Raw genomic sequence first — 25,408 nt, 5'->3', positions numbered from 1 at the left:
TGACATTCGATTTCAATCCAAAGGAATCTCAACCGGCCGACAAACGTCGACCGACGAGGATAATTTGGCATTGACTTAGTGCACGCTGTTGAGTTCTCAAGGATCGGGCGCACCTGACCGCACGCCTCTCGGCGCTTGTTTCAGGGCAACTGTCCTAACTTATCCGGCCGCTCGTCTCGGTGCAACTCGCGCTCTGTGAGGAGCCGCGAAGAGAGGCACCGGATCCATCAGGGCCGGATCGACATCCTACGCCGCCGAACCGCTCACGACAAGTCGAGAGGATCTGGAGGGGGATGCTGTCACCGCGTGAGGCGGGAGGCTCTGCTGCGCTCCAGCACCTGTGGGGTGACGAGTAAGAACACTACGGCCGGGAGCGTTCGGGAGCGAATCAGCGCTCGATCCCGGGCGTGTCGCGCGCGGTGGCGCTCACGCTGCGGGGAAACGAACCCCGGCGAGGGTCTTCTTGCCGCGGCGCAGCACCGCCGCTCCGCCGGCGAGCGCACGGCCCTCGAGCGTCTCGTCGTCCGTCAGCACCTTCTCGTTGTTGACCGCGACCCCGCCCTGCGCGATCGCGCGGCGCGCTTCGCTGAGGCTCGAGCACAGACCCGTGTCGACGAGCGCCTGCGCGACGGTCGTGGAGGCCGTCACCTCCGCGTGCGGCAGCTCGGCGATCGCTGCGGCGAGAGTCGGTGCGTCGAGGGCGTGCAGGTCGCCGCCGCCGAAGAGCGCCGCCGAGGCATCCATCGCCGCCTGCACGGCATCGGCGCCGTGCACGAATCCGGTGACCTCGAGCGCGAGCCGCTTCTGCGCCTCGCGGCGGAAGGGCTCAGCCTCGACCTTCGCGGCGTACTCCTCGATCTCGGCGCGCGACAGGAACGTGAACACCTTCAGGCGATCGATCACGTCGGCGTCGTCGGTGTTGAGCCAGAACTGGTACATCGCGTAAGGGGAGCACATCGCGGCGTCCAGCCAGATGGCGTTGCCCTCGCTCTTGCCGAACTTCGTGCCGTCGCTGTTCGTGATGAGCGGAGTGCCGATCGCGTGGACGCTCGTGCCCTCCGCCTTGTGCACGAGGTCGGTGCCGCTGGTCAGGTTGCCCCACTGGTCGCTGCCGCCGGTCTGCAGCACGCAGCCGTGCTGCCGGTGCAGCTCGAGGAAGTCGTAGCCCTGCAGGATCTGGTAGCTGAACTCGGTGTACGAGATGCCGGCGTCGGAGTTCAGGCGCGCCGCGACGGCATCCTTCTTCAGCATCGTCCCGACGCGGAAGTGCTTGCCGATCTCGCGCAGGAAGTCGATGGCGCTGAGCGGCGCCGTCCAGTCGAGGTTGTTGACGAGCGTGACGCCGTTCGGGCCGTCGGCGCTGAGGAACCGGCTCACCTGGCGCTGCAGGTACCCCACCCACTCCGCGACCGTCTCGCGGTCGTTGAGCGTACGCTCGCTCGTCGGCCGCGGGTCGCCGATGAGGCCCGTCGACCCGCCGACGAGCGCGAGGGGGCGGTGGCCGGCGAGCTGCAGCCGGCGCATGAGCAGCAGCTGCACGAGGTTGCCGAGGTGCAGGCTCGGCGCGGTCGGGTCGAAACCGCAGTAGTAGGTGATCGGCTCTCCCGCGAGCAGTCGCTTGAGCTCGGCGGCGTCGGTGGAGACGTGCACGAGGCCGCGCCAGACGATCTCGTCCCAGACGTCGGCGAACGTGTCGTCGTTGCGCGGCTCGGTGAGGGTCACGGATGCGGCGGTCACCGGGCCAGCCTACCGAGCGCGCCGGGCCCGACCTGTCAGCGCCTCCGCTCCCTCAGGGGCATGATCAACCCTCGTGGGTTGCCTGGTTAGATATCACCCCTGTAGGCTTGATTGGGCCGACGAGGAGGGAGCGCCGCGTGTTCGTCATCATCGCCGATCAGATCGACAGTCGCCATGACGACGACCGCGTCGCCGACGCGCTCTCCGCGCTCCAGGAGCGCTACGGCGACCGGCTCGCGCTGCCCCCGGAGCGCACCGCGGGCGACGAGCTGCAGCTGCTCACCGCCGACGCCGCGACCGCGCTCGACGCCGCCCTGCAGCTGCTGCGCGAGGAGCACTGGCGGGTCGGCATCGGGCTCGGCCCGGTTCGCACTCCCCTGCCCGACAGCGTGCGCGAGGCGCGCGGGCCGGCCTTCGTGGCCGCGCGCGGCGCGATCGAGGCCGCCGAGCGCCGCGCCACCCGCTGCGCGCTGCGCGGCCCCGAGATCGACGACGAGCGCACTGCTGATCTGGGGGCGCTCATCGACCTCATGCTCACCCAGCGGGCACGATGGAGCGAGCAGGGCTGGGAGCTGCACGACCTCCTCGAGGAGGGCGACACCCAGGCCGACGCCGCCGAGCGCATCGGCATCTCGCCGCAGGCGGCGAGCAAGCGCGCCAGGGCGGCCGGGCTGCGCCTCGACGCCGACGCGCGAGGAGCCCTGGCCCGCCTGCTCGCCGACCTCGACCGCCGGCACGGAGGGGATGCGGGCGACGGCGGGCGAGCATCCGCCGACGACGACCACACGACCGAGGAGCCCGCCTGATGACGTTCGACCCGATGCTGCTCTCGCTCGTGCTCGCCTGGGCGGGACTCGTCGGCATTGTCTGGCTCGCGGTGCTGCTGGCCGTGCTCGCGACGACCGAGTCGCGACCCCGCCTGCTCGCCGTCGGCATCGGCGTGCTCGTCACCGGTGGCCTCGCGATCGCCGTCGGCGTCGACGGGCCGCCGACCGGCTGGTTCGCCCTCGCCGCGCAGCTCGGCCTCGCCGCCCTCGCCATCGCCGGCGGCGGCCCGGCCGCGACGCTCGTGCTGCGCGCCGCCTCGCACGGCGCGCGGGCGACCGTCGGCGAGCACGGCGGCATCCTCGTCGGCGACGAGCCCGGCCGCGAGGTGCTGCGCGGCGGCACCACGATCGGCTACCTCGAGCGCACCGTCGTCGTCGCCGCCGTGCTCATCGGCCGCTGGGAGCTGCTCGCCGCGCTCATCGCCATCAAGGGTCTCGGCCGGTTCCGCGACCTCGACGCCGGCGCCGCCACCGAGCGCTTCATCATCGGCACGCTCACGAGCTTGCTGTGGGCCGGAGCGTGCGCCGCGCTCATCGTCGCCGGCTGACCGCTGGTCGGTAGACCGAGACGGTCGGGTCGCCGGCGATCCAGAACCGCCACGGATGCGCCTCGCCGTCACCGCCCGGACCGGCGACGCCGACGCGCGGCCCCGTCGCGATCGCGGCGAAGGTCAGCGGAGGCGCGACCTCGAGCCGCAGCCGGTCGAGCTCGGGCCGGTCGAGCGGCGCGAGCCTCGAGCCCGAGTCGGCGAGCGACACTCCGAGCGCCTGCGCGAGCCGCGCAGGGCCGCGCGCGAGATCGCGGTGCGGGATGGCGCGCTCGCTGCCCGCCCGTCGTCGCTCGAGCGCGAGCTCGGCACCGTGCACGACCTCACCGGCGCGGATGAGCAGGCCCGACGCCGTGCCCGCCTCACCGCAGACGAGATTCACGCACGTGTGCATGCCGTACGTGAAGTAGGCGTAGACGTGCCCGGCGCCCTGGAACATCGGGCGGGTGCGCGCCGTCTCGCCTCGGAAGGCGTGCGAGCCGGGGTCGTCGGCGCCGCGGTACGCCTCGACCTCGGTGATGCGCACCGCGACACCGCGCCCGTGCAGCACGCTGCCGAGCAGGCGCGGGGCGACCTCGAGCGGGTCGCCGGCGAGCAGGGCGACGGCGGCCGCATCCGTGGCCGCGTCGTCGTCGGCGCCCCTCGCCGAGCGCCCGTCCAGGCTCACGCGAGCGCGGCGAGCCGCTCGTCGAGGTGCGCGCGCTGCCGCGCGACGGCCGACGCGGCGGTGCCGCCGGCGCCCGAACGGGAGGCGATCGAGCCCTCGACAGTTAGCACCGCGCGCACCTCGCCCGTGAGGCGCGGGTCGATCGCGGCGTAGTCGGCGTCGCTCGGCTCGTGCAGCTCGAGGCCCGCGCGCTCGCAGTGGGCGACGAGCGCGCCCGAGATCTCGTGCGCCTCGCGGAACGGCACGCCCTGCCGCACGAGCCAGTCGGCGACGTCGGTCGCCAGCGAGAAGCCCTGCGGCGCGAGCTCGGCCATGCGCGCGCTGTCGAACCGCAGCGTCGCGACCATGCCCGTGAACGCCGGCAGCAGCACCTCGAGCGTCTCGACGGCGTCGAAGACGGGCTCCTTGTCCTCCTGCAGGTCGCGGTTGTACGCGAGGGGCAGTCCCTTGAGGGTCGTCAGCAACCCGGTCAGGTCGCCGATGAGCCGGCCGGCCTTGCCGCGCGCGAGCTCGGCGATGTCGGGGTTCTTCTTCTGCGGCATGATCGACGACCCCGTCGAGTAGCCGTCGTGCAGGGTCACGAACGCGACCTCGCGCGTGTTCCAGAAGATGATCTCCTCCGCCAGGCGCGAGAGGTCGATGCCGAGCTGCGCGGCGATGTAGGCGAACTCGGCGACGAGGTCGCGACTCGCGGTGGCGTCGATCGAGTTCTCGGTCGGGCCGGCGAAGCCGAGCTCAGCGGCCACCAGGGCGGGGTCGAGCCCGAGCGAGCTGCCCGCGAGGGCCCCCGAGCCGTACGGCGAGCGGTCGGCGCGCGCCCACCAGTCGCGCAGGCGCTCCAGGTCGCGCACGAGCGGCCAGGCGTGGGCGAGCAGGTGGTGCGCCAGCAGCACCGGCTGCGCGTGCTGCAGGTGCGTGCGGCCCGGCATGACGGCATCCGGATGCGCGTCGGCCTGCTGGGCGAGTGCCTCGATGAGGCGGCGCACCTCGGTTGCGATCGCGCGGCCGTGGTCGCGCAGGTACATCCGGATGAGCGTGGCGATCTGGTCGTTGCGGCTGCGGCCCGCGCGCAGCTTGCCGCCGAGCTCGGGGCCGACCTCGGCCAGCAGCGCGGACTCGAGGGCGCCGTGCACGTCCTCGTCCTCGGGGCGGGGCTGCAGGGAGCCGTCGCGCCAGCGGGCCTCGAGGGCGTCGAGGGCGGCGCGCATCCGCTGCAGCTCCTCGGCGTCGAGGTAGCCCGCGGCCGCGAGCGCGCTCGCGTGGGCGCGGCTGCCGGCGAGGTCGTAGGGGGCAAGCTGCCAGTCGAAGTGCGTCGAGCGGCTCAGACGCACGAGCTCGGGGCTCGGCCCGTCAGCGAAACGGCCGCCCCAGAGCGAGCCCTCGTTCGTCGCGCCGCTCATCGGGCCGCTCCCGCCTCGGTCGCCGGGGTCGACCCAGCGCCGCCGCGCGCCTGGCGCAGCAGCCACACCAGCAGCGCCTTCTGGGCATGCAGGCGGTTCTCCGCCTCGTCCCAGATGACCGACTGGGGGCCGTCGAGCACGTCGGCGGTCACCTCGTACCCGCGGTAGGCCGGCAGGCAGTGCAGGAAGAGGGCGTCGGGGGCGGCGAGGGCCATGAGCCGGGCATCCACGCGATAGGGATCAAAGAGGGCGACGCGGGCCTCCTTCTCGTCCTCCTTGCCCATCGACACCCACGTGTCGGTGACGACGACGTCGGCGCCCGCGGCGGCCGCGTCGGCATCGGTCGTGACGAGCACCGAGCCGCCCGTCTCCGCCGCGCGGCGCTCGGCGTCAGCGACGACGGCCGCGGCGGGCGACGCCTCGGCGGGCGCGGCAATGCGCACGTGCATGCCCGCCGTCGCGCACGCCAGCAGGTACGAGTGCGCCATGTTGCTCGCCCCGTCGCCGAGGAAGGCGACCGTGAGGCCGGCGAGCCGCCCGCGGTGCTCGCGGATCGTCTGCAGGTCGGCGAGCAGCTGGCAGGGGTGGAAGTCGTCGCTCAGCGCATTGACGACCGGCACCTCGGCATTCGCGGCCATCTCCTCGAGCCCCGCGTGCGCGAAGGTGCGCCACACGATCGCGGCGACCATGCGCTCGAGCACGCGCGCGGTGTCGGCGATCGACTCCTTCGCGCCGAGCTGGCTCTCGCCCGCCTGGATCACGAGCGGCTGCCCACCCAGGTCGGCGATGCCGACGGTGAAGCTCACGCGCGTGCGCGTGGAGGTCTTGTCGAAGTAGACGGCGACCGTCTCGGGGCCGGCGAGGGGGCGCTCGGCGAAGCGGTCGGCCTTGAGCCGGTCGGCGAGGTCGAGGATCTCGGCCTGCTCGGCCGGGCTCAGATCGTCGTCGCGCAGGAAGTGGCGGACGGCGGCGGTCGTGGCAGCGCGGGTCATGCGGCGGCCTCCAGGCTCGCGGAGAAGATGGTCAGGAAGCGATCGATCTCGCCGTCGCCGATGATGAGCGGCGGCGCGAGGCGGATGCTGGAGTCGTTGGCGGCGTTGACGATGAGCCCGCGATCCATGGCCGCGGCGACGACGGCGCCCGCGACCGGGCGGTCGAGCCCGACGCCGAGCAGCAGCCCGCGACCGCGCACCTCCGCCACGAGCGGCGACCCCAGGGCGAGGATGCCCTGCCGCAGCTGCTCGCCGCGACGGGCCGCGTTGCCGACGAGGTCGGCCCGCTCGATCTCGTCGAGCACAGCACTGGCGACCCCCGTCGCGAGCGGATTGCCGCCGAAGGTCGAGCCGTGCTGGCCGAGCGTGAACAGCTCGCTCGTCGCACCGATCGTGACGAGCGCGCCGATCGGCACGCCGCCGCCGATGCCCTTCGCGAGGGCGATCGCGTCGGGCGCGACGCCCTCGTGCTGGAAGGCGAACCAGTCGCCCGTGCGGCCCGCGCCGGTCTGGATCTCGTCGACGATGAGCAGCGCCCCGTGCCGGCGGGTGAGCTCGCGCGCGGCGGTCAGGAAGCCCTCCGGCAGCGGCACGACGCCCGCCTCGCCCTTGATGGGCTCGAGCACGAGCGCCGCGACGTCGTCGCCCATCGCCGCCTCGAGCGCGTCGAGGTCGGTCGGCAGGTGCTCGACGCCGGGCATCATCGGCTCGAACGGCGCGCGCAGCGCGAGCTTGCCGGTGAGCGCGAGCGAGCCCATGGTGCGGCCGTGGAAGGCCTGCTCGAAGGCGAGGATGCGCGGCCGCCCGGTGCGGCGCGCGAGCTTCACGGCGGCCTCGATCGCCTCGGCGCCCGAGTTCGCCGGGTACACGCGCCCGGTCTCCCCCGCGCCGGTGAGGCGCACGAGCCGCTCGGCGAAGCCGACCGCCTGCTCGGTCGTGAAGTAGTTGCTGACGTGCACGAGGCGCGCGGCCTGCTCGCTGACGGCCGCGACGAGCGCCGGGTGCGCGTGCCCGAGCGCATTGACGGCGATGCCGGCGAGGAAGTCGAGGTACTCGCGCCCGTCGACGTCCCACACGGTCGCGCCCACGCCGTGGCTCAGCACGGCCATCGGGGCCGGGGCGGAGCGCATCGCGACGTGCGCGAACCGCGCGCGCACGGCATCCGTCACGGGGCCGGAGGCGAAGCCGGCGGGCAGGGCGGTAGCAGCGGGGGCGGCGCTCACGCGGCGACCACCTCGGTGCCGATGCCCGAGCGGGTGAAGATCTCGAGCAGGATCGAGTGCGGCACGCGGCCGTCGATGATCGCCGCCTTCGGCACACCCGCGTCGACGGCGTCGAGGCACGCCTGCATCTTCGGGATCATGCCCGACTCCAGGCTCGGCAGCAGCGCGCGCAGCTCGTCGGTGTCGATCGACGACACGAGCGAGTCGCGATCGGGCCAGTCGCGGTAGAGGCCGGCGACGTCGGTCAGGATCACGAGCTTCTGCGCCCCGAGCGCCGCGGCGAGCGCCGCCGCCGCCGAGTCGGCGTTGACGTTGAGCGACTGCCCGGGGGCGTCGCGGTCGGGGGCGATCGACGACACGACGGGGATGCGCCCGGCGTCGATCAGCTGCAGCACCGCCGCGGGGTCGACATCCACGACGTCCCCCACGAGGCCGAGGTCGACCTCGACCCCGTCGACCACCGTGCCGCGGCGCTGGCCGACGAACAGGCCGGCGTCCTCGCCCGACACAGCGGCGGCGAGCGGGCCGTGCTGGTTGATGAGGCTCACGAGCGAGCGGCTGATCTGCCCGGTGAGGACCATGCGCACGACGTCCATCGCCTCCGGGCTCGTGACGCGGTAGCCGCCGCGGAACTCGCTGGCGATGCCGAAGCGGTCGAGCATCGCCGAGATCTGCGGGCCGCCGCCGTGCACGACGACGGGGCGCAGGCCGACGGTGCGCAGGTACACCATGTCCTCCGCGAAGGCGCGCTGCAGCTCGTCGCTCACCATCGCGTTGCCGCCGAACTTCACGACGACGATCGCGTCGCGGAAGGTCTGCAGCCACGGCAGCGACTCGATGAGGGTCTCGGCCTTCGCCGCCGCGCGCGCCTGCTCGGCGGCGGCGTCGTCGGGGTGTCGCAGTTCGCTCATGCTCGCTCTCAGCTGGAGTAGGCGCTGTTCTCGTGCACGTAGTCGTGCGTGAGGTCGTTGGTCAGGATCGTCGCCGTCGCCGCGCCCACTCGCAGGTCGATGAGCACGTGCACGGCGCGGCCGGTGAGGTCGACCTCGTCGCGCGGGCGGTCGGGGCCGCCGGCGTGGCAGACGCGCACGCCGTTCATCGTCACGTCGACGTCGTACGGGTCGAAGGCGGCGCTCGTGGTGCCGATCGCGGCGAGCACGCGACCCCAGTTGGGGTCGTTGCCGAACACGGCGGCCTTGAACAGGTTGTTGCGGGCGACGGCGCGGCCCACCTCGACCGCGTCCTCCTCGCTCGCCGCGCCGACGACCTCGATGCGGATGTCGTGGCTCGCGCCCTCCGCGTCGGCCTGCAGCTGCTGCGCGAGGTCGATGCACGCCTCGGTGAGCGCCGCCGTGAAGGCAGTGACGTCGGGCACGACGCCGGATGCTCCGCTCGCCAGCAGCGTCACCTGGTCGTTGGTCGACATGCAGCCGTCGGAGTCGAGCCGGTCGAAGCTGACGCGAGTGGCGGCGCGGAGCGCCGCGTCGAGCTCGGCCGCCGGCAGGTCGGCGTCGGTGGTCAGCACGACGAGCATGGTCGCGAGCCCCGGCGCGAGCATCCCCGCGCCCTTCGCGATGCCGCCGATGACATACCCGTCGCCCTCGACGACGACCGTCTTCGGCACCGAGTCGGTGGTCATGATGGCGCGGGCCGCATCGGCGCCGCCCTCCGGCGAGAGCTCGGCAGCGGCCGCGGCGACACCGCTCAGCAGCTTCGCGCGGTCGAGCTGCTCGCCGATGAGGCCCGTCGAGCACACGAGCACGTCGCCCGCGCTCACCTGCAGCGCCTCGGCGACGGCCTCGGCGGTCGCGTGCGTGGTCTGGAAGCCCTGCGCACCGGTGAAGCAGTTCGCGCCGCCGGAGTTGAGCACGATCGCGCTCACCTCGCCGTCGGCAATGACCTGCTGCGACCACAGGATCGGGTTGGCCTTCGCGCGGTTGCTCGTGAAGACGGCGGCCGCGGCGCGGCGCGGCCCGCGGTTGACGACGAGCGCGAGGTCGGCGTTGCCGCTCGACTTCAGGCCGCAGGCGACGCCGGCGGCGTCGAACCCGGCGGGGGCGGTCACGGTCACGGGGCGACTCCGTCCACGATGAGGCCGAGCGTCTCGGGCAGGCCGAGCGCGAGGTTGAGCGACTGCACGGCGGCACCGGCCGTGCCCTTGACGAGGTTGTCGATCGCGGCGACGACGACGACGCGGCCGGCGTCGGCGTCGACCGCGAGGCCGAGCAGGGCCGTGTTCGCGCCGACGACGTCGGCGGTCTTCGGGAAGCGGCCCTCCGGCAGCACGTGCACGAACGGCTCGGCGGCGTAGGCGTCGACCCAGGCGTCGCGCACGGTCGACTCGGCAGTGCCGGGCACGAGACGAGCGGTGACCGTCGCGAGGATGCCGCGGCTCATCGGCACGAGCACGGGCGTGAACGAGATCGTCGGCTGCTCGGCGCCCGCCGCCCGCAGGTTCTGCAGGATCTCCGGGATGTGCCGGTGCACGCCGCCCACGGCGTACGGCGAGGCCGAGCCCAGCAGCTCGCTCGCGAGCAGCTCGGTCTTCAGCGAGCGCCCTGCGCCGCTCGGGCCGACCGCGAGGGCCGCCGTCAGGTCGCCCGACTCGATGACCCCGGCGCGGATGCCCGGAGCGAGCGCGAGCGAGACCGCAGTCACATTGCACCCGGGCACGGCGATGCGGCGCGCGCCCGCGAGGGCATCACGCTGGCGGCCGCTGCCGCGGTGCAGCAGCTCGGGCAGACCGTAGGCCCACGAGCCGTGCCACTCGCCGCCGTAGAAGCGGGCCCAGTCGCGCTCGTCGGTCAGGCGGTGGTCGGCGCCGAGGTCGAGCACGACGACGTCCTCCGGCAGGCTCGCCGCGAGCGCGCCGGAGGCGCCGTGCGGCAGCGCGAGCACGACGACGTCGTGCCCGGCGAGCGCCTCGGGCATCGTCTCGACGAAGTCGAGATGAGCGAGCGAGCGTAGGTGCGGGTGCACGTCGAGCATGCGCTGGCCGACGTTCGAGTGCGCCGTCACCGTGCGCACCTCGAGCTCGGGGTGGGCGGAGAGCAGACGCAGGGCCTCGCCGCCGGCGTAGCCGCTCGCGCCGGCGACCGCAACGGAATACGGCATTGCTCTAGCTTAGGAGCCCGCCGACGGGGGCGCTGACCGCTGCACCGGCGCGGGTTCGCGCGCCGAGCATCCGTCGCCTCAGGCGCGCAGCGTCGCGCCGAAGCGCTCGGCGGCGACGGCGAGGCCCGCGTTCTTGGCCTCGGTCGCCTCGGCGGCCGTGAGCGTGCGGTCGGCGGCCCGGAAGCGCAGCGCGAGCGTGAGCGACTTCGTGCCGGGCTCGAGGCCCTGACCGCGGTAGTCGTCGACGAGCTCGGCGTGCTCGAGCAGCGGCCCGGCACCCTCGACGACCGCCTCGCGCACGGCACCGGCCGGCACCTCGACGGGCACGACGAGCGAGAGATCCTGCGTCGCGGCGGGGAAGGTCGCGAGCTCGCGCGCGGCGACCTCGCCCGAGCCGAGCGCGACGAGCCGGTCGAGATCGAGCTCGAGCACGCCCACGCGGCGCGGCAGGTCGCGCTCCTCCGCGACCGCAGGCAGCAGCTCGCCCGCGACCCCGACCGGCTCGTCGCCGACGTAGAGAGCGGCGGTGCGGCCCGGGTGCAGCGCCGGGTGCTGCCCCGTCTCGACGCGCAGTGTCACGCCGGCGACGCTCGCCACGACGTGGGCGGCGTCGAGGGCGTCGGCGATGCCCGACTCCTCGGCCGCCTGGCCGATGCCGCGGCCGCGCCGATCGCCGACGAACAGCGCGCCGACGTACCAGGGCTGGTGCGGGATGCTCCGCTCGAGCTCGTCGAGCGCCGCCTCGCTCGGCCGCGCCGCGCCGAACGGCACCGCGTCGACGCCGTAGGTGCGCCCCTGCTCGGGCAGGACGACGTGGCCGATCTCGAACAGGGCGAGGTCGGTCAGGCCGCGCGAGCGGTTGCGGTGGGCGATCGCGGCGAGGCCGGGCAGCAGGCTGACGCGCAGCATCGCCTGCTCGGCGTCGAGGGCGTTCGCGACGCGCGTCTGGGCAACGTCGTCGCCGCCCATGAGGGCGTTGTCGGCCGAGCGCACGAACGGGTAGGCGAGCACCTCGGTGAGGCCGGCGGCGGCGAGCGCCGCGCCGACGCCTCGGCGCACCCGCTGGGCGCGCGTGAGGCCGCGACCGGGCGGGGCGACGGGCAGCTCGGAGGGGATGCGGTCGTAGCCGACGATGCGGGCGACCTCCTCGGCGAGCGAGGGCGCGTCGACGAGGTCGGGGCGCCAGCTGGGCGGCTCAACGAGCCAGCCCTCACCCTCGGGCTTGAGCCTGCAGCCGATCGCGGTGAGCGAGTCGGTGACCTCGTCGAGCGAGTAGTCGACGCCGATGAGGCGGTCGACGTATCCCTCGGCGAGCGCGATCGACTCGGGGCGCTTGGCCTCGATCCACTCCGAGCCCAGCGCGTCGACGGTGCCACCGGCGAGCTCGACGAGCAGGTCGACGACGCGCTGGGCCGCGGGGGCGGCGACGAGCGGGTCGACGCCGCGCGCGAAGCGCTTGGAGGCCTCGCTGGGCAGCTTGTGGCGGCGTGCCGAGCGCGCGATCGACACGGGGTCGAAGGTCGCCGCCTCGATGAGCACGTCGGTCGTGCCGTCGTGCACCTCGGAGCTCGCACCGCCCATGACGCCCGCGATGCCGATGGGGCCCGACTCGTCGGTGATGAGCAGATCCTCCGCGTCGAGCGTGCGGGTCTGGTCGTCGAGCGTCGTGAGCGTCTCCCCCGGCAGGGCGCGGCGCACCGTGATGCCGCCCTGCAGGCGCTGCAGGTCGTAGGCGTGGATCGGCTGGCCGAGCTCGAGCATGACGTAGTTGGTGATGTCGACCGGCAGCGAGATCGAGCGGATGCCCGCCAGCTGCAGGCGCTGCACCATCCAGCGCGGCGTGGGCCGGGTCGCGTCGATGCCGCGCACGACGCGCGTGACGAACACGTCGCAGCCGCGGCGGCCGCGGATGGGCGCACGGTCGTCGACGATGACGCTGAAGCCGGCGCCCTCCCCCACCTCGAGCGCCTTCGCCGGGTCGCGGAAGCCCGCGCCGGTCGAGTGGGAGTACTCGCGGGCGATGCCGCGGATCGAGAGCGTGTACCCGCGGTCGGGCGTGACGTTCACCTCGACGGCCAGGTCATCCAGCCCCAGGAGGGCGATCGCGTCGGTGCCGGGCTCCGCCTCGATGCCGAGCGTCGCGAGGCGCAGGATGCCGTCGTGCTCGTCGCCGAGCCCGAGCTCGCGCGCCGAGGCGATCATGCCGTCGGAGACGTGCCCGTAGGTCTTGCGCGCCGCGATCGGGAACGGGCCGGGCAGCACCGCACCGGGCAGCGTCACCACGACGAGGTCCCCGATCATGAAGTTGCGCGCGCCGCAGACGATGCCGCGCACCTCGGGCTCGCCGTCGGCGGTCGTACCTGTGCGCACCTGGCACCAGCGGATGGTCTTGCCGTTCGACTGCGGCTCTTCCACGAAGTCGAGCACCTCGCCGACGACGATCGGGCCGGTCAGGGCGCCGCCGTGGACGCCCTCCTCCTCGAGCCCGACCTTGACGAGGGCGGCGTGGACGTGGTCGGCGTCGGCCGTCGCGTCGCCGGTCGCGGGCACGTCGACCCACTCGCGGAGCCAGGAGAGCGGGATGCGCATCAGACCACCATTCCGAACTGCTGTGAGAAGCGGATATCGCCCTCGACCATGTCGCGCATATCGCTCACGCCGTTGCGGAACATGAGCGTGCGCTCGATCCCCATGCCGAACGCGAAGCCCTGGTAGACGTCGGGGTCGATGCCCGCGGCGCGCAGCACGTTGGGGTTGACCATGCCGCAGCCGCCCCACTCGATCCAGCGGGCGCCGCCGCGGAAGGTGGGGTGCCACACGTCGAGCTCGGCGCTCGGCTCGGTGAACGGGAAGTAGCTGGGGCGCAGGCGGATGCGCGCGCCCTCGCCGAACATCGCCCGCGCCATGTGCTCGAGCGTGCCGCGCAGGTGCGCCATCGTGAGGCCCTTGTCGATCGCGATGCCCTCCATCTGGTGGAAGACGGGCGTGTGCGTCGCGTCGAGCTCGTCGGTGCGGAACACCCGCCCGGGCGCGACGACGTACACCGGCAGCTCGCGCTCGAGCAGCGAGCGGATCTGCACGGGGCTCGTGTGCGTGCGCAGCACGAGGTGGCGCTCGACGGGGTCGATGAAGAACGTGTCCTGCATGGCCCGCGCCGGGTGGTCGGGGTCGAAGTTCAGGGCGTCGAAGTTGAACCACTCGTTCTCGAGCTCAGGCCCCTCCGCGACCTCCCACCCCATGGCGATGAAGATGTCGCTCATCTGCTCCATCTGCGTCGTGAGCGGGTGGCGCGCGCCGACGACGTGCTTGACGGGGATACCCGTCACGTCGATCGTCTCGGCCGCGAGCCGCGCCTGCTCCTCGGCGACGGCGAGCTCGGCCTCGCGCGCGGCGATCGCCTGGGTCACGCGCCCCCGCGCCTGGCCCACGAGCTTGCCGAGGGCCGCCTTCTGGTCGTTCGGCACGTCGCGCAGGCTCGCGTTGAGCTGCGCGAGCGTCGAGGCCTCGCCCGCGTGAGCGGAGCGCGCTGCCTTGAGGGCCGCGGTGTCGGGGGCCGCGGCGATTGCGGCGAGCGCCGCCTCGACCGCCGACTCGACCGCCGACTCGGAGATGAGGGGGGTGTCAGGCACGAGACGAGAGTCTAGCCGTGGGCCGCGGCCGCCCCTGCGCGGCCGATCAGTGCGGATCCGCCCCGCCGCCGTCGGACCAGCCCGCCTCGCCGACGGTGGCGCCGCGCGTGGCGATGACCGTCGTGTCGGCGTTCTCGCCGATCGCGGCGCGCGCGGCTCGGCGCGAGCGACGGCCGCCGGGGCTGCGCGACGCGAGGCGTCGCGCGAACCACGACAGCGTGAGGTTGACGACGAGGAACATGCCGAGGGTGATGACGAAGAACGAGAAGCCGTACTGCGAGAACCCGAAGAACTCGGCCTGCAGCCGCTGCTCGCGGACCAGCTCACGCAGGCCGACGATGTAGCCGAGCGAGCTGTCCTTCAGCAGCACGACGAGCTGCGCGACGATGATCGGCGTCATCGCCCGGAACGCCTGGGGGAATTCGATGAGCAGTCGGGCCTTGAGCGGCGTGAGGCCCAGAGCGAGCCCCGCTTCGCGCTGGCCCTTCGGCAGCGCCACGATGCCGGAGCGCAGCGCCTCGCCGATGATCGCTCCGTTGTACACCGTGAGCCCGAGCACGACGGCCCAGTACTGGCTCGTCGAGAACAGGATCAGGATGAAGAACATCATCAGCAGGACGGGCATGCCGCGGAAGAACTCGAGCACGATCGTGACCGGGATGCGGATGGCGGCGACGGAGGAGAGGCGCAGGACCGCGAACACGCTGCCGAGCAGCACCGCGAGCACGCTCGCGAGCGCCGCCACCTGCAGCGTGACGAGCAGACCGCGCTCCCAGAGGCCGAGCCAGACGAGCGGATCCTGGAAGATGTCCCACCGCTCGGCGTCGAACAGGCCCTCCCCGGCGAGGGTCGCGACGACCCAGCCGAGCGCGGCGAGCAGCACCGCACCCGTCACGAGGGAGGCGATGAGCGAGCGCCGACGAGCCTTGGGCCCGGGGGCGTCGTAGAGGACGGAGGTCATCGGAGCACCGCCACCTTCTTTTCGAGCCGGTCGGCGATGCGACCGAGCGGGATCGTCACGGCGAGGTAGCAGAGCGCCACGGCCAGGAAGATCGCGATGGTCTGGTCGGCGTAGGCGTTCGCGAGGGTGCGGCTGGAGGCGAAGAGCTCGACGATGAAGAACCCGCCGGCGACCGAGGTGTTCTTGGTCAGCGCGATCGTGACGTTGATGAGCGGCGGGATGACCGACCGCACGGCCTGGGGCAGTACGACGAATCGCGCGGTCTGCGTGAAGGTCATGCCGAGCGATCGGGCCGCTTCGGCCTGACCCACCGGCACCGAGTTGATGCCGGAGCGGATCGCCTCGGCGTAGAAGGGTGCCGTGTAGAGCGTGAGCGCGACGATCGCGCTCACCTGGAAGTCGACGACGACGCCGAGCCGCGGCACAACGAAGACCAGGAGGAAGAAGACGAGCGTCAGCGGGGTGTTGCGCAGCAGTTCGGTGAAGCCGGCCGCGACCCAGCGCAGGCTCGGCACGGGCGAGATGCGCATGCCGGCCAGCACGATGCCGAGCGGCACGGCGAGCACGAAGGTGAGCGCGAGCATGCGGAGTGTGCCGAGGAAGCCCTCGAGCAGCACGTCGCCGCTCTCGATGAGGAACTGCACGCGAGTCTCCTGTCAGGAAGGGGGATGGTGCGGGGCGGCCGGGGCCGCCCCGCACCCGGGTTTCGGCAACCGCCTAGTAGCGGTCGACGCTCGGCGGCTCGGGCGTGTCGATGACGGTGCCCGCGGTCTCGCTGAAGAGGCGCTCCCACGTGCCGTCCTCGAAGGCCTCCTCGAGCACGTCGTTGATGAAGTCGCGGAACGCGTCGTCGCCCTTGGGCAGGCCGATGCCGTAGGGCTCCTCGGTGAAGGTCTCGCCGAGCAGCTCGAACTCGCCGGGGTTCTGGTCGACGAAGCCCGAAAGGATGACGTTGTCGGTCGTCACGGCGACGACCTGGCCGTTGCGCAGCGGGTCGAGGCAGTCGCTGTAGGCGCCGGCCGCGAAGACCTCTGCACCGTACTCGTCGGCGATGGTGGCGGCAGGCGTCGAACCGCTCACCGAGCAGACGGGCTGGCCCTCGAGGTCCTCCGGGCCCGTAATGCCCTCGGGGTTGCCGGCGGCGACGAGGATGTCCTGGCCGGCCAGGAAGTACGGGCCGGCGAAGTCGATGCGCTCCTTGCGTGCGTCGTTGATCGTGTAGGTCGCCACGACGATGTCGACCTGGTCGCTCTCCAGGAACGACTCGCGGACGGCCGACTGGGCCTCCGTCCACTCGATGTCCTCGAACGGGATGCCCAGCTCGGCGGCGACGAGCGCCGCGATCGCGACATCGAAGCCCACCGGCACCCCGTCAGGACCGACGAGACCGAACAGCGGCTGGTCGAACTTGGTGCCGACCCGGATCGTGCCCGCCTCGGCGAGCTCGGCCATCGTCGTGCCCTCCTCGAACTCCGGGTTCTCGGCGATCTCGAGGCTGTACGGACCGTTGCCGGTCGCGGCCTCGCCGCTCTCCTCGGGCTCGTCCACGCCGCCAGGACCGGCGCTGCCGGCCGGGCCGCAGGCGGTGAGCCCCAGCAGGAGCGCGGCGCCCGCCGCGCTGAGGATCGTGCTCTTCCGTGTGATGCGCATGTGCTGCTCCCTCGGTGTCGGTTGCGGATGGTGCGGGTTCGGCGGACGGCGCTCAGTGACTGAGGATCTTCGAGAGGAAGTCCTTGGCGCGGTCGGTCTTCGGGGCGTCGAAGAACGACGCGGGCGGGGCATCCTCGAGGATCTGGCCGTCGGCCATGAAGAGGACGCGGTCGGCGGCGCGGCGTGCGAAGCCCATCTCGTGGGTGACGACGATCATCGTCATGCCGTCCTTCGCGAGCTGGACCATGACGTCGAGGACCTCGTTGATCATCTCCGGGTCGAGCGCGCTCGTCGGCTCGTCGAGCAGCATGAGCTTGGGCTCCATCGCCAGGGCGCGGGCGATCGCGACGCGCTGCTGCTGGCCGCCCGACAGCTGCGCGGGCATCTTGTGGGCCTGGTTGGCGACGCCGACGCGCTCGAGCAGCTGCATCGCGCGCTGCTCGGCCTCGGCCTTGCTGACACCGCGCACGCGCATCGGCGCGAGCGTGACGTTCTCGAGCACCGTCTTGTGCGCGAAGAGGTTGAACGACTGGAACACCATGCCGACGTCGGCGCGGAGGGCCGCGAGCTCGGCGCCCTCCGCGGGCAGCGGCGTGCCGTCGATGCGGATCTCACCGGAATCGATCGTCTCGAGACGGTTGATCGCGCGGCAGAATGTCGACTTGCCCGAGCCGGAGGGGCCGATGACGACCACCACCTGGCCCTTCTCGACCGTCGTGGAGATGTCGCGCAACACGTGCAGCTCGCCGTAGTGCTTGTTGACGTGTTCGATCGCGACCAGCGGTTCAGGCACCAGCGTCGTCCTTTCGGGCTCGGAACGGCCCCAGCGCCGGAGCGCGCACGACGAGCGGCGAGCGCATCAGCACTGGTGGCACGACGACACGGTAAACGGCACGAACGCGGACCGAACCCGCCTTGAGCTTTTCTTGAGCGTGTGCTCCCGGGGTGCTCCGTGAGGGCCGCGAGGCTCAGTCGCGAGCGTCGCGGTACGAGGCGATCGCGCCGGGGTGGAGCGGCACGGGGTCGGTGAAGATCGCCTGCCGGCGGTCCAGTAGCGCCGCCGCCGGCACATCGGCGGCGATCTCGGACCGGGCTTCGAACAGCACGCGCAGCACGTCGCGCACGACCTCGTCGGGCGCGCTCTCGGCGACCACGAGGTAGTTCGGCACGGTCATCGTCGCGGTCGCCTCCGTGCGGCCGTACGCGCCGATCGGGAACTCGGCGAGGCGGTACACGCCGTCGTGCCGCGCGTTGACGCGGTCGACGGTCGTCGGCTCGATCGACAGCAGCCGCGCCGGCGTCTGGGCGAACAGCTCGGTGAGGCCCGGCGTCGGCAGGCCTCCCACCCAGAAAAACGCCTCGATCTCGCCGTCGCGCAGCGCCGCGATCGACTCCGCGAGCCCTAGCTCGCGGTCGTCGACCGCCGCCACGTCGAGGCCCGCGGCGTCGAGCACGCGCCCGGCCACGAAGCTCACGCCCGAGCCGGTCGCGCCGAGCGAGACCGTGCGCCCCGCGAGCTCGGCGAGATCGGCGATGTCGCTGTCGTCGCGCACGACGACGTGCACGTACTCGTCGTAGAGGCGGGCGACCGCGCGCACCGCGACCGGCTCGGGGAAGGCTCCCTCCCCCGCCACCGCGTCGGCGGCCACGTCGCTCTGAGCGAAGCCGAACAGCGCGCGGCCCTCGCTGATGCGCAGCAGGTTGTCGACCGAGCCGTTCGTCTCATCGACGCTCGCCTGCGACCCGAGCCGCTCGGTGACCTCGACCGCGAGCCGCTCGCCGAAGGCGTAGTAGACGCCGGTGGGGCCGCCACCCGCGATCGAGAAGCGCTCGACGACGGGCGTCGGGCCGCACGCGGCGAGCGACGCGAGGGCGAGCATCCCGCCGATCGCCGTCAGCACCGCCCTGCGGAGCCGCCCCCTCACGACGCCTCCCCTCGCGCCAGGCGCAGGTGCACGGCGAGTCCGCCGCCCTCCGGCGACTCCACGCGCAGACGGCCGCCGATCGACTGCAGCAGGTCGGTGGCGATCGCGAGCCCCAGGCCGGACCCGGGCGACTGCCGGCTGCGCGGGCTGCGCCAGAAGCGATCGGTGATGCGGGCGAGCTCCTCCGTGTCGACCCCGGGCCCCTCGTCGCGCACGACGATCTCGGGCGCGGCATCCGCCACCCGCACCGTGACGACCACGCGCGTGCCGCCCGGCGAGAACTTCACGGCGTTGTCGATGACGGCGTCGAGGGCGCTCTCCAGGATCGTGCGATCGGTGTCGGCGCGGACGGGCTCGACGGCGTCGAGCACGAGCGACACGCCCGCCTGCCCCGCCGCCTGCCGCCACGCCTCGACCCGACCGCGCGCGAGCTCCACCACGTCGAGCCGCTCGAGGGCGGCGCCGCGCTGGCCGCTCCTGGCGAGGTTCAGCAACGTGTCGAGGATGCGGGTCATGCGCCGCCCCTCCTCGCGGGTCTCCTCCACGTCGTCGCGCCACTCGTCACCGAGGCCCGTCGCGAGGTACTCCACGCGGACCAGCAGCGCGTTGAGCGGGTTCCGCAGCTCGTGCGAGGCGTTGAGGGCGAACTCCTGCTGGCGCGACAGGGTGCGCTCGATCTCCTCCGCCATGCTGTTGAAGAGCTGGATCATGCGGCGCAGCTCGGGCGGGCCCGTGTCGTCGTCGATGCGCGCCTCGATCTCGCCGCGCTCGATCGCCTCCATCGCGTCGTCGACGCGCTGCACGGGGCGCAGCACCCAGGTCGCCAGGCGCGAGACGACGACGAGACCGATCGCCGTCGCGAGCACCGCCCCGATGAGCAGTGCCGCCCACTGCTCGAGGATCGCCTCGCGCGCGACATCGACGCTCGCCGTGACGACGACCGCGCCGATCGCGTCGCCGTTGTCGAGCACCGGCTCGACGACCACCGACTCGGTGAGCGCCCACGGCAGGGCGGGCTCCGGCAGGTCGCCGCGGCGCCCGGCGAGGGCGAGCTCGATCTGCCCCGAGGTCGACTCGTCGAGCACGAGCGGCTCGCCGCCGCCGTACGCCCACGTCGAGCCGGAGCGATCGACCACGAGCACGCTCGTGCCGTAGACCTCGAAGTAGCGCTGCGCCTCGCTCGCGACCAGATCGGGGCTGCCGCTGCGCAGCGCCTGCCGCGCGCTCGTCACGAAGTAGGCGACGTCGCCGAGCAGCTCGGCCAGACGCTCCTGCTGGATGCTGCGGGCGGCGCTCCAGGCGTAGGCGCCGCCCAGCACGAGCAGCACCGCGACGAGCGGGACGAGGAAGACCACGACGAGGCGACGGCGCACGGTCAGCTCCCGGCGAAGCGGTAGCCGACGCCGCGCACCGTCTCGATGAGGTCGGTGCGGCCCGTCTTGCGGCGGATCGAGCCGACATGCACCTCGAGCGAGCGACTGAAGCCGTGCCAGTCGGTCTGCCACACCTCGCGAATGATGCGCTCCCGCGGCACCACCACGCCCGGGTAGCGCGCGAGGGCGGCCACGATGTCGAACTCGGTGCGCGTGAGCTCGACGGGCTCGCCCTCGATCAGCAGCTGACGGCCCGCGAGGTCGACGCGCACGCCCGCGACGTCGATGACCTGCTCGGCGGCCGGCTCGGGCGCCGAGCGCCAGCGCCGCGTGACCGCCTCGATGCGGGCCACGAGCTCGAGCACGTTGTACGGCTTCACGACGAAGTCGTCGGCACCGGCGCGCAGCCCGCGGATGCGCTCCTGCACGTGGCTGCGCGCGGTCGCGATGATGATCGGCACTCCCGTGCGCTGGCGAATCAGCCGGCACAGCTCGACGCCGTCCATGTCGGGCAGGCCGAGGTCGAGCAGCACCACCTCCGTGTCGGAGCCAAGCGCATCGAGGGCCTGCGCGGCGTCGGCGGCGCTCACCGTGTCGTAGCCCGCGCGGCGGAGGAACGCGCGCAGGGCATCCATGAGGCGATCGTCGTCCTCGACGATGAGGACGGTCACGGCGCGGAGCCGGCCGCGCTCCGCTGCGCGAAGGCGCTCTCGTACAGGCAGACCGCGGCCGCCGTGGCGAGGTTGAGCGACTCGGCCCGGCCGTAGATCGGCACGATGACGGCCCGATCGGCGAGCTCGAGCTGCTGCTCGGTGAGCCCGCGCGCCTCGTTGCCGAACAGCCAGGCCGTGGGCCCGTCGAGCTCGCCCGCGGAGCGCACCGTCAGCAGGTCGTCGCCCGAGATGTCGGCCGCGAGCACGCGGGCGCCCGCCGCGCGCAGCCCCGCGAGCGCGCGCTCGAGCGAAACGCCGACCACGACCGGCAGGTGGAACAGCGAGCCCGTCGAGGCCCGCACGGCCTTCGGGTTGAAGGGGTCGACGCTCGAGCCGGTCAGGATCACGGCATCGGCGCCCGCGGCATCGGCGACGCGGATGACCGTTCCCGCGTTGCCCGGATCCCGCACCTCCTCCAGCACCGCCACGAGGCGCGGCCCGGCCGCGAGCACGTCGTCGAGGCCCGCGGGCATCATCGCGCACACCGCCACCATGCCCTGCGGGGTGACCGTGTCGGCGATGACCTCGAGCACGGCATCCGTCACCTGATCGATGCGGATGCCCGCCGCACGAGCCTGCGCGAGGAGACCGTGGTGGCGCTCCTCCGCCGCGGGAGTCGTGAAGACCTCGCGCACGAGGTCGGGTCGCGTGCGCACCGCCTCGTCGACCGCCTGAGGGCCCTCGACGAGGAACAGCCCCGTCTCGGCGCGCTGCGACCGCTTCGCGAGCTTCGCGGCGGCCCGCACGCGCGGCGAGCGCGGGTTGTCGATCATGCGGTCAGGCTAACCAGCGCCGGCGTGGCCGGGCGACTCCCGCGCCGGGGACGACGAAGGCGCGCCCCCGACGGATCGGGAGCGCGCCTTCGAGCGGAACGCGAGACTACGCGGCGGTCTTCGGCGCCGAGGTGTCGGCCGGGAGGGCCTCCTTGGCGACCTTGACGAGCGCGGTGAACGCCGCGGGCTCGTTGACGGCCAGCTCGGCCAGCATGCGGCGGTCGACCTCGACGCCCGCCAGGCCGAGGCCCTGGATGAGGCGGTTGTAGGTCATGCCGTTGGCACGGGCCGCGGCGTTGATGCGCTGGATCCAGAGGCGACGGAACTCGCCCTTCTTGGCGCGACGGTCGCGGTAGGCGTAGACGAGCGAGTGGGTGACCTGCTCCTTGGCCTTGCGGTAGAGGCGCGACCGCTGGCCGCGGTAGCCCTCAGCGCGCTCGAGGATGACGCGACGCTTCTTCTGGGCGTTGACGGCCCGCTTCACTCTTGCCATGTTCGGTGTCCTTCAGTCTTTCCTAGTGCCGGCTACTTCTTGCCGATGAGCTTCTTGATGACCTTGGCGTCGGCCGGAGCCAGGACGACCTCGTTGTTCAGGCGGCGCGTGAGCTCGCTGGACTTCTTCTCGAGGTTGTGACGCATACCCGCGCCCTGCTTCATGACCTTGCCGGAGCCGGTCAGCTTGAAGCGCTTCTTCGCTCCCGAGTGGGTCTTCTGCTTAGGCATTCGTTTCTCTCTTTCGTGGGCTGGAACTACTCCGCCGCGGGGGCGGGCGTCGTGGGGGCCTTGGGCGTCGCCGCCTTCGAGCCGGCACCGGGCTTCGGCGCGTTGGCCGGGGTCGGCTTGACCGCGGCGGGCTTGGGGGCGTTGGCCGGCGTCGCCTTCGGCGTCGAGCGCGGGGCCGACTTGGGGGCGCTGGCCTTCGGGGCCGCGGCCTTCGGAGCCTCGGCCTTGGGGGCCTCGGTCTTCGGCGCCTCGACCTTCGGAGCCTCAGCCTGCGGAGCCGGGGCCTCGGGCTGCTCGGCATTCGGCGTCTCCGCCGCGGGCGCGGCGGTCGTCGGCGCGGCGACCCGTGCGGCCGTGGCCGGCGCGGCCGTCGGCTCGCTCGTCGACTGCTTCTCGGCGGCCGCGGCGCTCTTGCGCTCCGCCTTCGAGGCGGCGCGCGCGGCGTTGAGCTCGGCCTTCGCGTCAGCCTTGTTCTTGAGCGGGCCGATGATCATGACCATGTTGCGGCCGTCGATCGTCGGCGTCGACTCGACGCTGCCGAACTCGGCGACGTCCTCCGCGAAGCGCTGCAGCAGGCGCACGCCCTGCTCGGGGCGCGACTGCTCGCGACCGCGGAACAGGATCATCGCCTTGACCTTGTCGCCATCCTTGAGGAAGCCCTCGGCGCGCTTGCGCTTGGTCTCGTAGTCGTGCTTGTCGATCTTCAGGCGGAAGCGCACCTCCTTGAGGATGGTGTTCGCCTGGTTGCGGCGGGCCTCCTTGGCCTTCTGCGCCGCCTCGTACTTGAACTTGCCGTAGTCCATGATCTTGACCACGGGCGGCTTCGAGTTCGGAGCGACCTCGACGAGATCGAGGTCGGCCTCCTGCGCCAACCGCAGGGCCACCTCGATCTTGACGACGCCGACCTGCTCGCCACCGGGGCCGACGAGTCGGACCTCGGGCACGCGGATGCGGTCGTTCGTTCTCGGTTCGCTGATGCGAGTCTCCTCTGTCGTGAGTGGTCGAAAGAGGATCCTCCGCACGGCAGTGCCGTGCTCACCCGCGGCCCTCGCCCGGCACTGCTGCCGATCGAGCGGGGTGATCTGACCCGGTAACCTAGTGAAGCGGTCAAGCGCGGGTGGGAGGAGTCCTCCACTTTCGTACCGGGGATCTGGCCCCGGAGCCCGCATAAGAGTAGCAGTCCCGCGCCGCCGCGGAAAGCCGCGGCCGCCCTCGACACCGGAGAGCCTCATGAGCGAGCCCCTGAACGATGCGACCGACCTTGGCTCGGAGGCCTCGCGCGACATCGCCGAGGTGCCCGCCGTCGAGATCATCAACACCGTCGCGGTGCACCTGCTGAGCGCGGCCGCCGTGAAGTGCGGCCTCTCCGAGCAGGGCGAGGAGGAGATCGACCTCGCCGAGGCGCGCAAGCTCATCACCGCCCTCGCCGGCCTCATCACGGCCTCGGCGCCCGAGCTCGGCGACCACCACGCGCGCGTGCTGCGCGACGGCCTGCGCTCGGTGCAGCTCGCCTTCCGCGAGGCCTCGCCCTTCCCCGACGCCCCCGGCCAGGGCCCCGGCGAGAAGTGGACGGGCCCGGTCTCCTAGACCGCCCGACCCGGCGTCAGCCGTCGCTCGCGGGCAGCACGACCGGCTGCACCGCGATCGCGTCGACGCGCTCCGCGACGATCGGGTCGGATGCCCATCGCGCGCTCATCGCGCCGATCGTCTCCCGCAGGCGCTCGCCTTCGACGCCCGGCTCGAGGGCGAGGCGCACGACGACCTCCGGCCCGCTGCCGCGCAGCTCCGGGTCGCCGCCCACGAGCGCAACAGCCACCACGCCATCGTGCTGCTCGGCCGGAGCCGTGATGGCCTCGACCACCTCGGGGTCGTCGAGGGCCGGCACCCAGGCGGTGCCGCGGGCGATCGCCCAGACGGCCGGTCGCGGCAGCACGAGCTCGTCGCCGCGCGCGTCGATCACGACGCGGTCGGTGCGCTCGCTCGCGGCGGCGAGGGCGACTCGCTGCGCGGTCGCGGGCACCGGCCGGGCATCCGGGCGCCAGCGGGTCATCGCGGCGACGCTGGAGAAGACAGGCAGGATCGGGCGGCAATCGGGGCCCGCGACGGTGATGATCGACAGCTCCTGCGTCTTGTCGACGCGCTGCCCGGTCTCGGTGAGGCCCTCCTCCCCCGCGACCGCGACGAGAGGGATGAGGAAGCGGCAGTCGCGGAGGACGTCGACGAGGCCGCTCGCCGCCAGCTCACCGGCGCGGAAGGCGCGCATCCCCTCGACGAAGGCCCCGGGGGCCGAGCCGTCGTCGCCCGCCGCGGGGTTGGGCGTGAAGGACCGCCCCGCCCAGGGCTGGCCCGCCGAGTCGGTCGCGGTCATGCGGCGCCGCTCACCATGCGGATCAGTTGCCGGCGACGTCGAGCGCCTCGGGCAGCGTGAACGCGCCCGCGTAGAGCGCCTTGCCGACGATCGCGCCCTCGAGCCCGAGCGGCACGAGGTCGCGCAGCGCGGCGATGTCGTCGAGGCTCGAGACCCCGCCGGAGGCGATGACGGGACGGTGGGTGCGCTCCATGACCTGGCGCAGGAGGTCGAGGTTCGGGCCCTTGAGCGTGCCATCCTTCGTGACGTCGGTGACGACGTAGCGGGCGCAGCCGGCCTCCTCGAGGCGCTCGAGCACCTGCCAGAGGTCGCCGCCCTCCTCCGTCCAGCCGCGGGCGGCGAGCGTCGTGCCGCGCACGTCGAGACCGACCGCGATCGCCTCGCCGTACTCGGCGATGACATGGGCGGCCCACTCGGGGTTCTCGAGAGCGGCCGTGCCGAGGTTGATGCGCTTGGCGCCTGTCGCGAGCGCGGCCTCGAGACTCTTGTCATCACGGATGCCGCCGGAGAGCTCGATATTGACGTGCTTCGGGGTGGCCTTGACGACCTTCTGGATGATCTTGCGGTTGTTGCCGCGACCGAACGCCGCGTCGAGGTCGACGAGGTGGATCCACTCGGCGCCGTCGTTCGCCCACTCGAGCGCCGCGTCGACCGGGTCGCCGTACGCCGTCTCCGTGCCGGCCTCGCCCTGCGTCAGTCGCACCGCCTTGCCGCCCGCGACATCCACCGCCGGCAGCAGGGTGAGGGCGGGGATGCGGGAGAACTCGCTCATGACTGTCTTTCTC

26 protein-coding genes are annotated in these 25,408 nt (G+C 72.8%); 3 read left to right on the top strand and 23 right to left on the bottom strand.

The features are described from left to right. Window positions 1–426: 426 nt before the first annotated feature. The gene (gene tyrS / locus ID804_RS04550; protein ID WP_317451165.1) at window positions 427–1,737 is read right to left on the bottom strand and encodes a tyrosine--tRNA ligase; all 1,311 of its coding nucleotides are present in this window, start codon (window positions 1,735–1,737) and stop codon (window positions 427–429) included. A gap of 137 nt (window positions 1,738–1,874) precedes the next feature. Between tyrS and ID804_RS04545 the strand changes: the two genes are divergently transcribed. Continuing rightward, entirely contained in the window at window positions 1,875–2,543 is a 669-nt protein-coding gene (locus ID804_RS04545) for a SatD family protein (RefSeq protein ID WP_169077721.1), read from the top strand. Then, complete coding sequence (locus tag ID804_RS04540) at window positions 2,543–3,112, top strand: hypothetical protein (RefSeq protein WP_169077720.1); 570 nt, start codon at window positions 2,543–2,545, stop codon at window positions 3,110–3,112. Before ID804_RS04545 ends, ID804_RS04540 begins: the two co-directional genes overlap by 1 nt. On the opposite strand, the gene ID804_RS04535 is transcribed toward ID804_RS04540, so the two are convergent. The 20 genes from ID804_RS04535 to infC all read right to left on the bottom strand — a co-directional run bounded on the left by ID804_RS04535 (window position 3,096) and on the right by infC (window position 23,199). Beyond that, window positions 3,096–3,710 (bottom strand): DNA-3-methyladenine glycosylase, encoded by a 615-nt coding sequence (locus ID804_RS04535; RefSeq protein WP_169077818.1) that lies wholly within the window; start codon window positions 3,708–3,710, stop codon window positions 3,096–3,098. The two genes, ID804_RS04540 and ID804_RS04535, sit on opposite strands and share 17 nt — an antisense overlap. A gap of 65 nt (window positions 3,711–3,775) precedes the next feature. Next, window positions 3,776–5,179 carry an argininosuccinate lyase gene (gene argH / locus ID804_RS04530; protein WP_169077719.1) on the bottom strand — a complete coding sequence of 468 codons (1,404 nt, stop codon included), beginning with the start codon at window positions 5,177–5,179 and terminating at the stop codon, window positions 3,776–3,778. After that, window positions 5,176–6,171, bottom strand: a complete 996-nt coding sequence (gene argF / locus ID804_RS04525) for an ornithine carbamoyltransferase (RefSeq protein ID WP_169077718.1) — start codon at window positions 6,169–6,171, stop codon at window positions 5,176–5,178. The genes argH and argF overlap by 4 nt, the downstream gene beginning before the upstream one ends. After that, entirely contained in the window at window positions 6,168–7,328 is a 1,161-nt protein-coding gene (locus tag ID804_RS04520; RefSeq protein ID WP_396789822.1) for an acetylornithine transaminase, read from the bottom strand. Before ID804_RS04520 ends, argF begins: the two co-directional genes overlap by 4 nt. 62 nt (window positions 7,329–7,390) lie before the next feature. Continuing rightward, window positions 7,391–8,305, bottom strand: coding sequence for an acetylglutamate kinase (argB, locus tag ID804_RS04515; protein ID WP_188219147.1), 915 nt, complete (start codon window positions 8,303–8,305; stop codon window positions 7,391–7,393). An 8-nt stretch (window positions 8,306–8,313) separates the two neighbouring features. Continuing rightward, on the bottom strand, window positions 8,314–9,465 hold the full coding sequence (gene argJ, locus ID804_RS04510; RefSeq protein ID WP_169077716.1) for a bifunctional glutamate N-acetyltransferase/amino-acid acetyltransferase ArgJ: 1,152 nt from the start codon (window positions 9,463–9,465) through the stop codon (window positions 8,314–8,316). Continuing rightward, entirely contained in the window at window positions 9,462–10,508 is a 1,047-nt protein-coding gene (gene argC / locus ID804_RS04505) for an N-acetyl-gamma-glutamyl-phosphate reductase (protein WP_169077715.1), read from the bottom strand. The genes argJ and argC overlap by 4 nt, the downstream gene beginning before the upstream one ends. A gap of 78 nt (window positions 10,509–10,586) precedes the next feature. Then, window positions 10,587–13,097: a phenylalanine--tRNA ligase subunit beta gene (pheT, locus tag ID804_RS04500; protein ID WP_169077714.1), complete on the bottom strand. Its 2,511-nt coding sequence runs from the start codon at window positions 13,095–13,097 to the stop codon at window positions 10,587–10,589. Continuing rightward, the gene (pheS, locus tag ID804_RS04495) at window positions 13,097–14,137 is read right to left on the bottom strand and encodes a phenylalanine--tRNA ligase subunit alpha (protein ID WP_169077713.1); all 1,041 of its coding nucleotides are present in this window, start codon (window positions 14,135–14,137) and stop codon (window positions 13,097–13,099) included. The genes pheT and pheS overlap by 1 nt, the downstream gene beginning before the upstream one ends. A 46-nt stretch (window positions 14,138–14,183) precedes the next feature. Further along, entirely contained in the window at window positions 14,184–15,098 is a 915-nt protein-coding gene (locus tag ID804_RS04490; RefSeq protein WP_169077712.1) for an amino acid ABC transporter permease, read from the bottom strand. Beyond that, the gene (locus ID804_RS04485) at window positions 15,095–15,742 is read right to left on the bottom strand and encodes an amino acid ABC transporter permease (RefSeq protein WP_169077711.1); all 648 of its coding nucleotides are present in this window, start codon (window positions 15,740–15,742) and stop codon (window positions 15,095–15,097) included. Before ID804_RS04485 ends, ID804_RS04490 begins: the two co-directional genes overlap by 4 nt. A 73-nt stretch (window positions 15,743–15,815) precedes the next feature. Next, window positions 15,816–16,748, bottom strand: coding sequence for a glutamate ABC transporter substrate-binding protein (locus ID804_RS04480; RefSeq protein ID WP_169077710.1), 933 nt, complete (start codon window positions 16,746–16,748; stop codon window positions 15,816–15,818). A gap of 52 nt (window positions 16,749–16,800) precedes the next feature. Then, on the bottom strand, window positions 16,801–17,529 hold the full coding sequence (locus tag ID804_RS04475; protein WP_169077817.1) for an amino acid ABC transporter ATP-binding protein: 729 nt from the start codon (window positions 17,527–17,529) through the stop codon (window positions 16,801–16,803). Window positions 17,530–17,716: 187 nt separating this feature from the next. After that, the gene (locus tag ID804_RS04470; protein ID WP_317451164.1) at window positions 17,717–18,673 is read right to left on the bottom strand and encodes a TAXI family TRAP transporter solute-binding subunit; all 957 of its coding nucleotides are present in this window, start codon (window positions 18,671–18,673) and stop codon (window positions 17,717–17,719) included. Next, entirely contained in the window at window positions 18,670–20,046 is a 1,377-nt protein-coding gene (locus ID804_RS04465) for a sensor histidine kinase (RefSeq protein WP_169077709.1), read from the bottom strand. The genes ID804_RS04470 and ID804_RS04465 overlap by 4 nt, the downstream gene beginning before the upstream one ends. A gap of 2 nt (window positions 20,047–20,048) precedes the next feature. Then, window positions 20,049–20,717, bottom strand: coding sequence for a response regulator transcription factor (locus ID804_RS04460; protein ID WP_169077708.1), 669 nt, complete (start codon window positions 20,715–20,717; stop codon window positions 20,049–20,051). Then, complete coding sequence (locus tag ID804_RS04455) at window positions 20,714–21,532, bottom strand: TrmH family RNA methyltransferase (protein WP_169077707.1); 819 nt, start codon at window positions 21,530–21,532, stop codon at window positions 20,714–20,716. Before ID804_RS04455 ends, ID804_RS04460 begins: the two co-directional genes overlap by 4 nt. A 106-nt stretch (window positions 21,533–21,638) precedes the next feature. Then, on the bottom strand, window positions 21,639–22,025 hold the full coding sequence (gene rplT / locus ID804_RS04450) for a 50S ribosomal protein L20 (protein WP_153982725.1): 387 nt from the start codon (window positions 22,023–22,025) through the stop codon (window positions 21,639–21,641). Window positions 22,026–22,057: 32 nt separating this feature from the next. After that, the gene (gene rpmI / locus ID804_RS04445; RefSeq protein WP_169077706.1) at window positions 22,058–22,255 is read right to left on the bottom strand and encodes a 50S ribosomal protein L35; all 198 of its coding nucleotides are present in this window, start codon (window positions 22,253–22,255) and stop codon (window positions 22,058–22,060) included. 26 nt (window positions 22,256–22,281) lie between these two features. Continuing rightward, the gene (infC, locus tag ID804_RS04440) at window positions 22,282–23,199 is read right to left on the bottom strand and encodes a translation initiation factor IF-3 (RefSeq protein ID WP_396789785.1); all 918 of its coding nucleotides are present in this window, start codon (window positions 23,197–23,199) and stop codon (window positions 22,282–22,284) included. A 286-nt stretch (window positions 23,200–23,485) separates the two neighbouring features. Between infC and ID804_RS04435 the strand changes: the two genes are divergently transcribed. Beyond that, window positions 23,486–23,842: a DUF1844 domain-containing protein gene (locus ID804_RS04435; protein WP_169077705.1), complete on the top strand. Its 357-nt coding sequence runs from the start codon at window positions 23,486–23,488 to the stop codon at window positions 23,840–23,842. Between the two features lie 16 nt (window positions 23,843–23,858). Here ID804_RS04435 and ID804_RS04430 read toward each other — a convergent pair whose 3' ends face one another. Both ID804_RS04430 and priA read right to left on the bottom strand, forming a co-directional pair. Then, window positions 23,859–24,623 carry an SseB family protein gene (locus ID804_RS04430; protein ID WP_169077704.1) on the bottom strand — a complete coding sequence of 255 codons (765 nt, stop codon included), beginning with the start codon at window positions 24,621–24,623 and terminating at the stop codon, window positions 23,859–23,861. 22 nt (window positions 24,624–24,645) lie between these two features. After that, a complete protein-coding gene (gene priA, locus ID804_RS04425) occupies window positions 24,646–25,395 on the bottom strand; it encodes a bifunctional 1-(5-phosphoribosyl)-5-((5-phosphoribosylamino)methylideneamino)imidazole-4-carboxamide isomerase/phosphoribosylanthranilate isomerase PriA (RefSeq protein WP_169077703.1) in 750 nt (249 codons plus the stop codon). Window positions 25,396–25,408 lie beyond the last annotated feature (13 nt).

This window comes from Microcella alkalica (genome assembly GCF_014595885.1).
GTDB classification, from domain to species: domain Bacteria; phylum Actinomycetota; class Actinomycetes; order Actinomycetales; family Microbacteriaceae; genus Microcella; species Microcella alkaliphila_B.
This window is presented reverse-complemented; position numbering and strand designations above follow the sequence as displayed.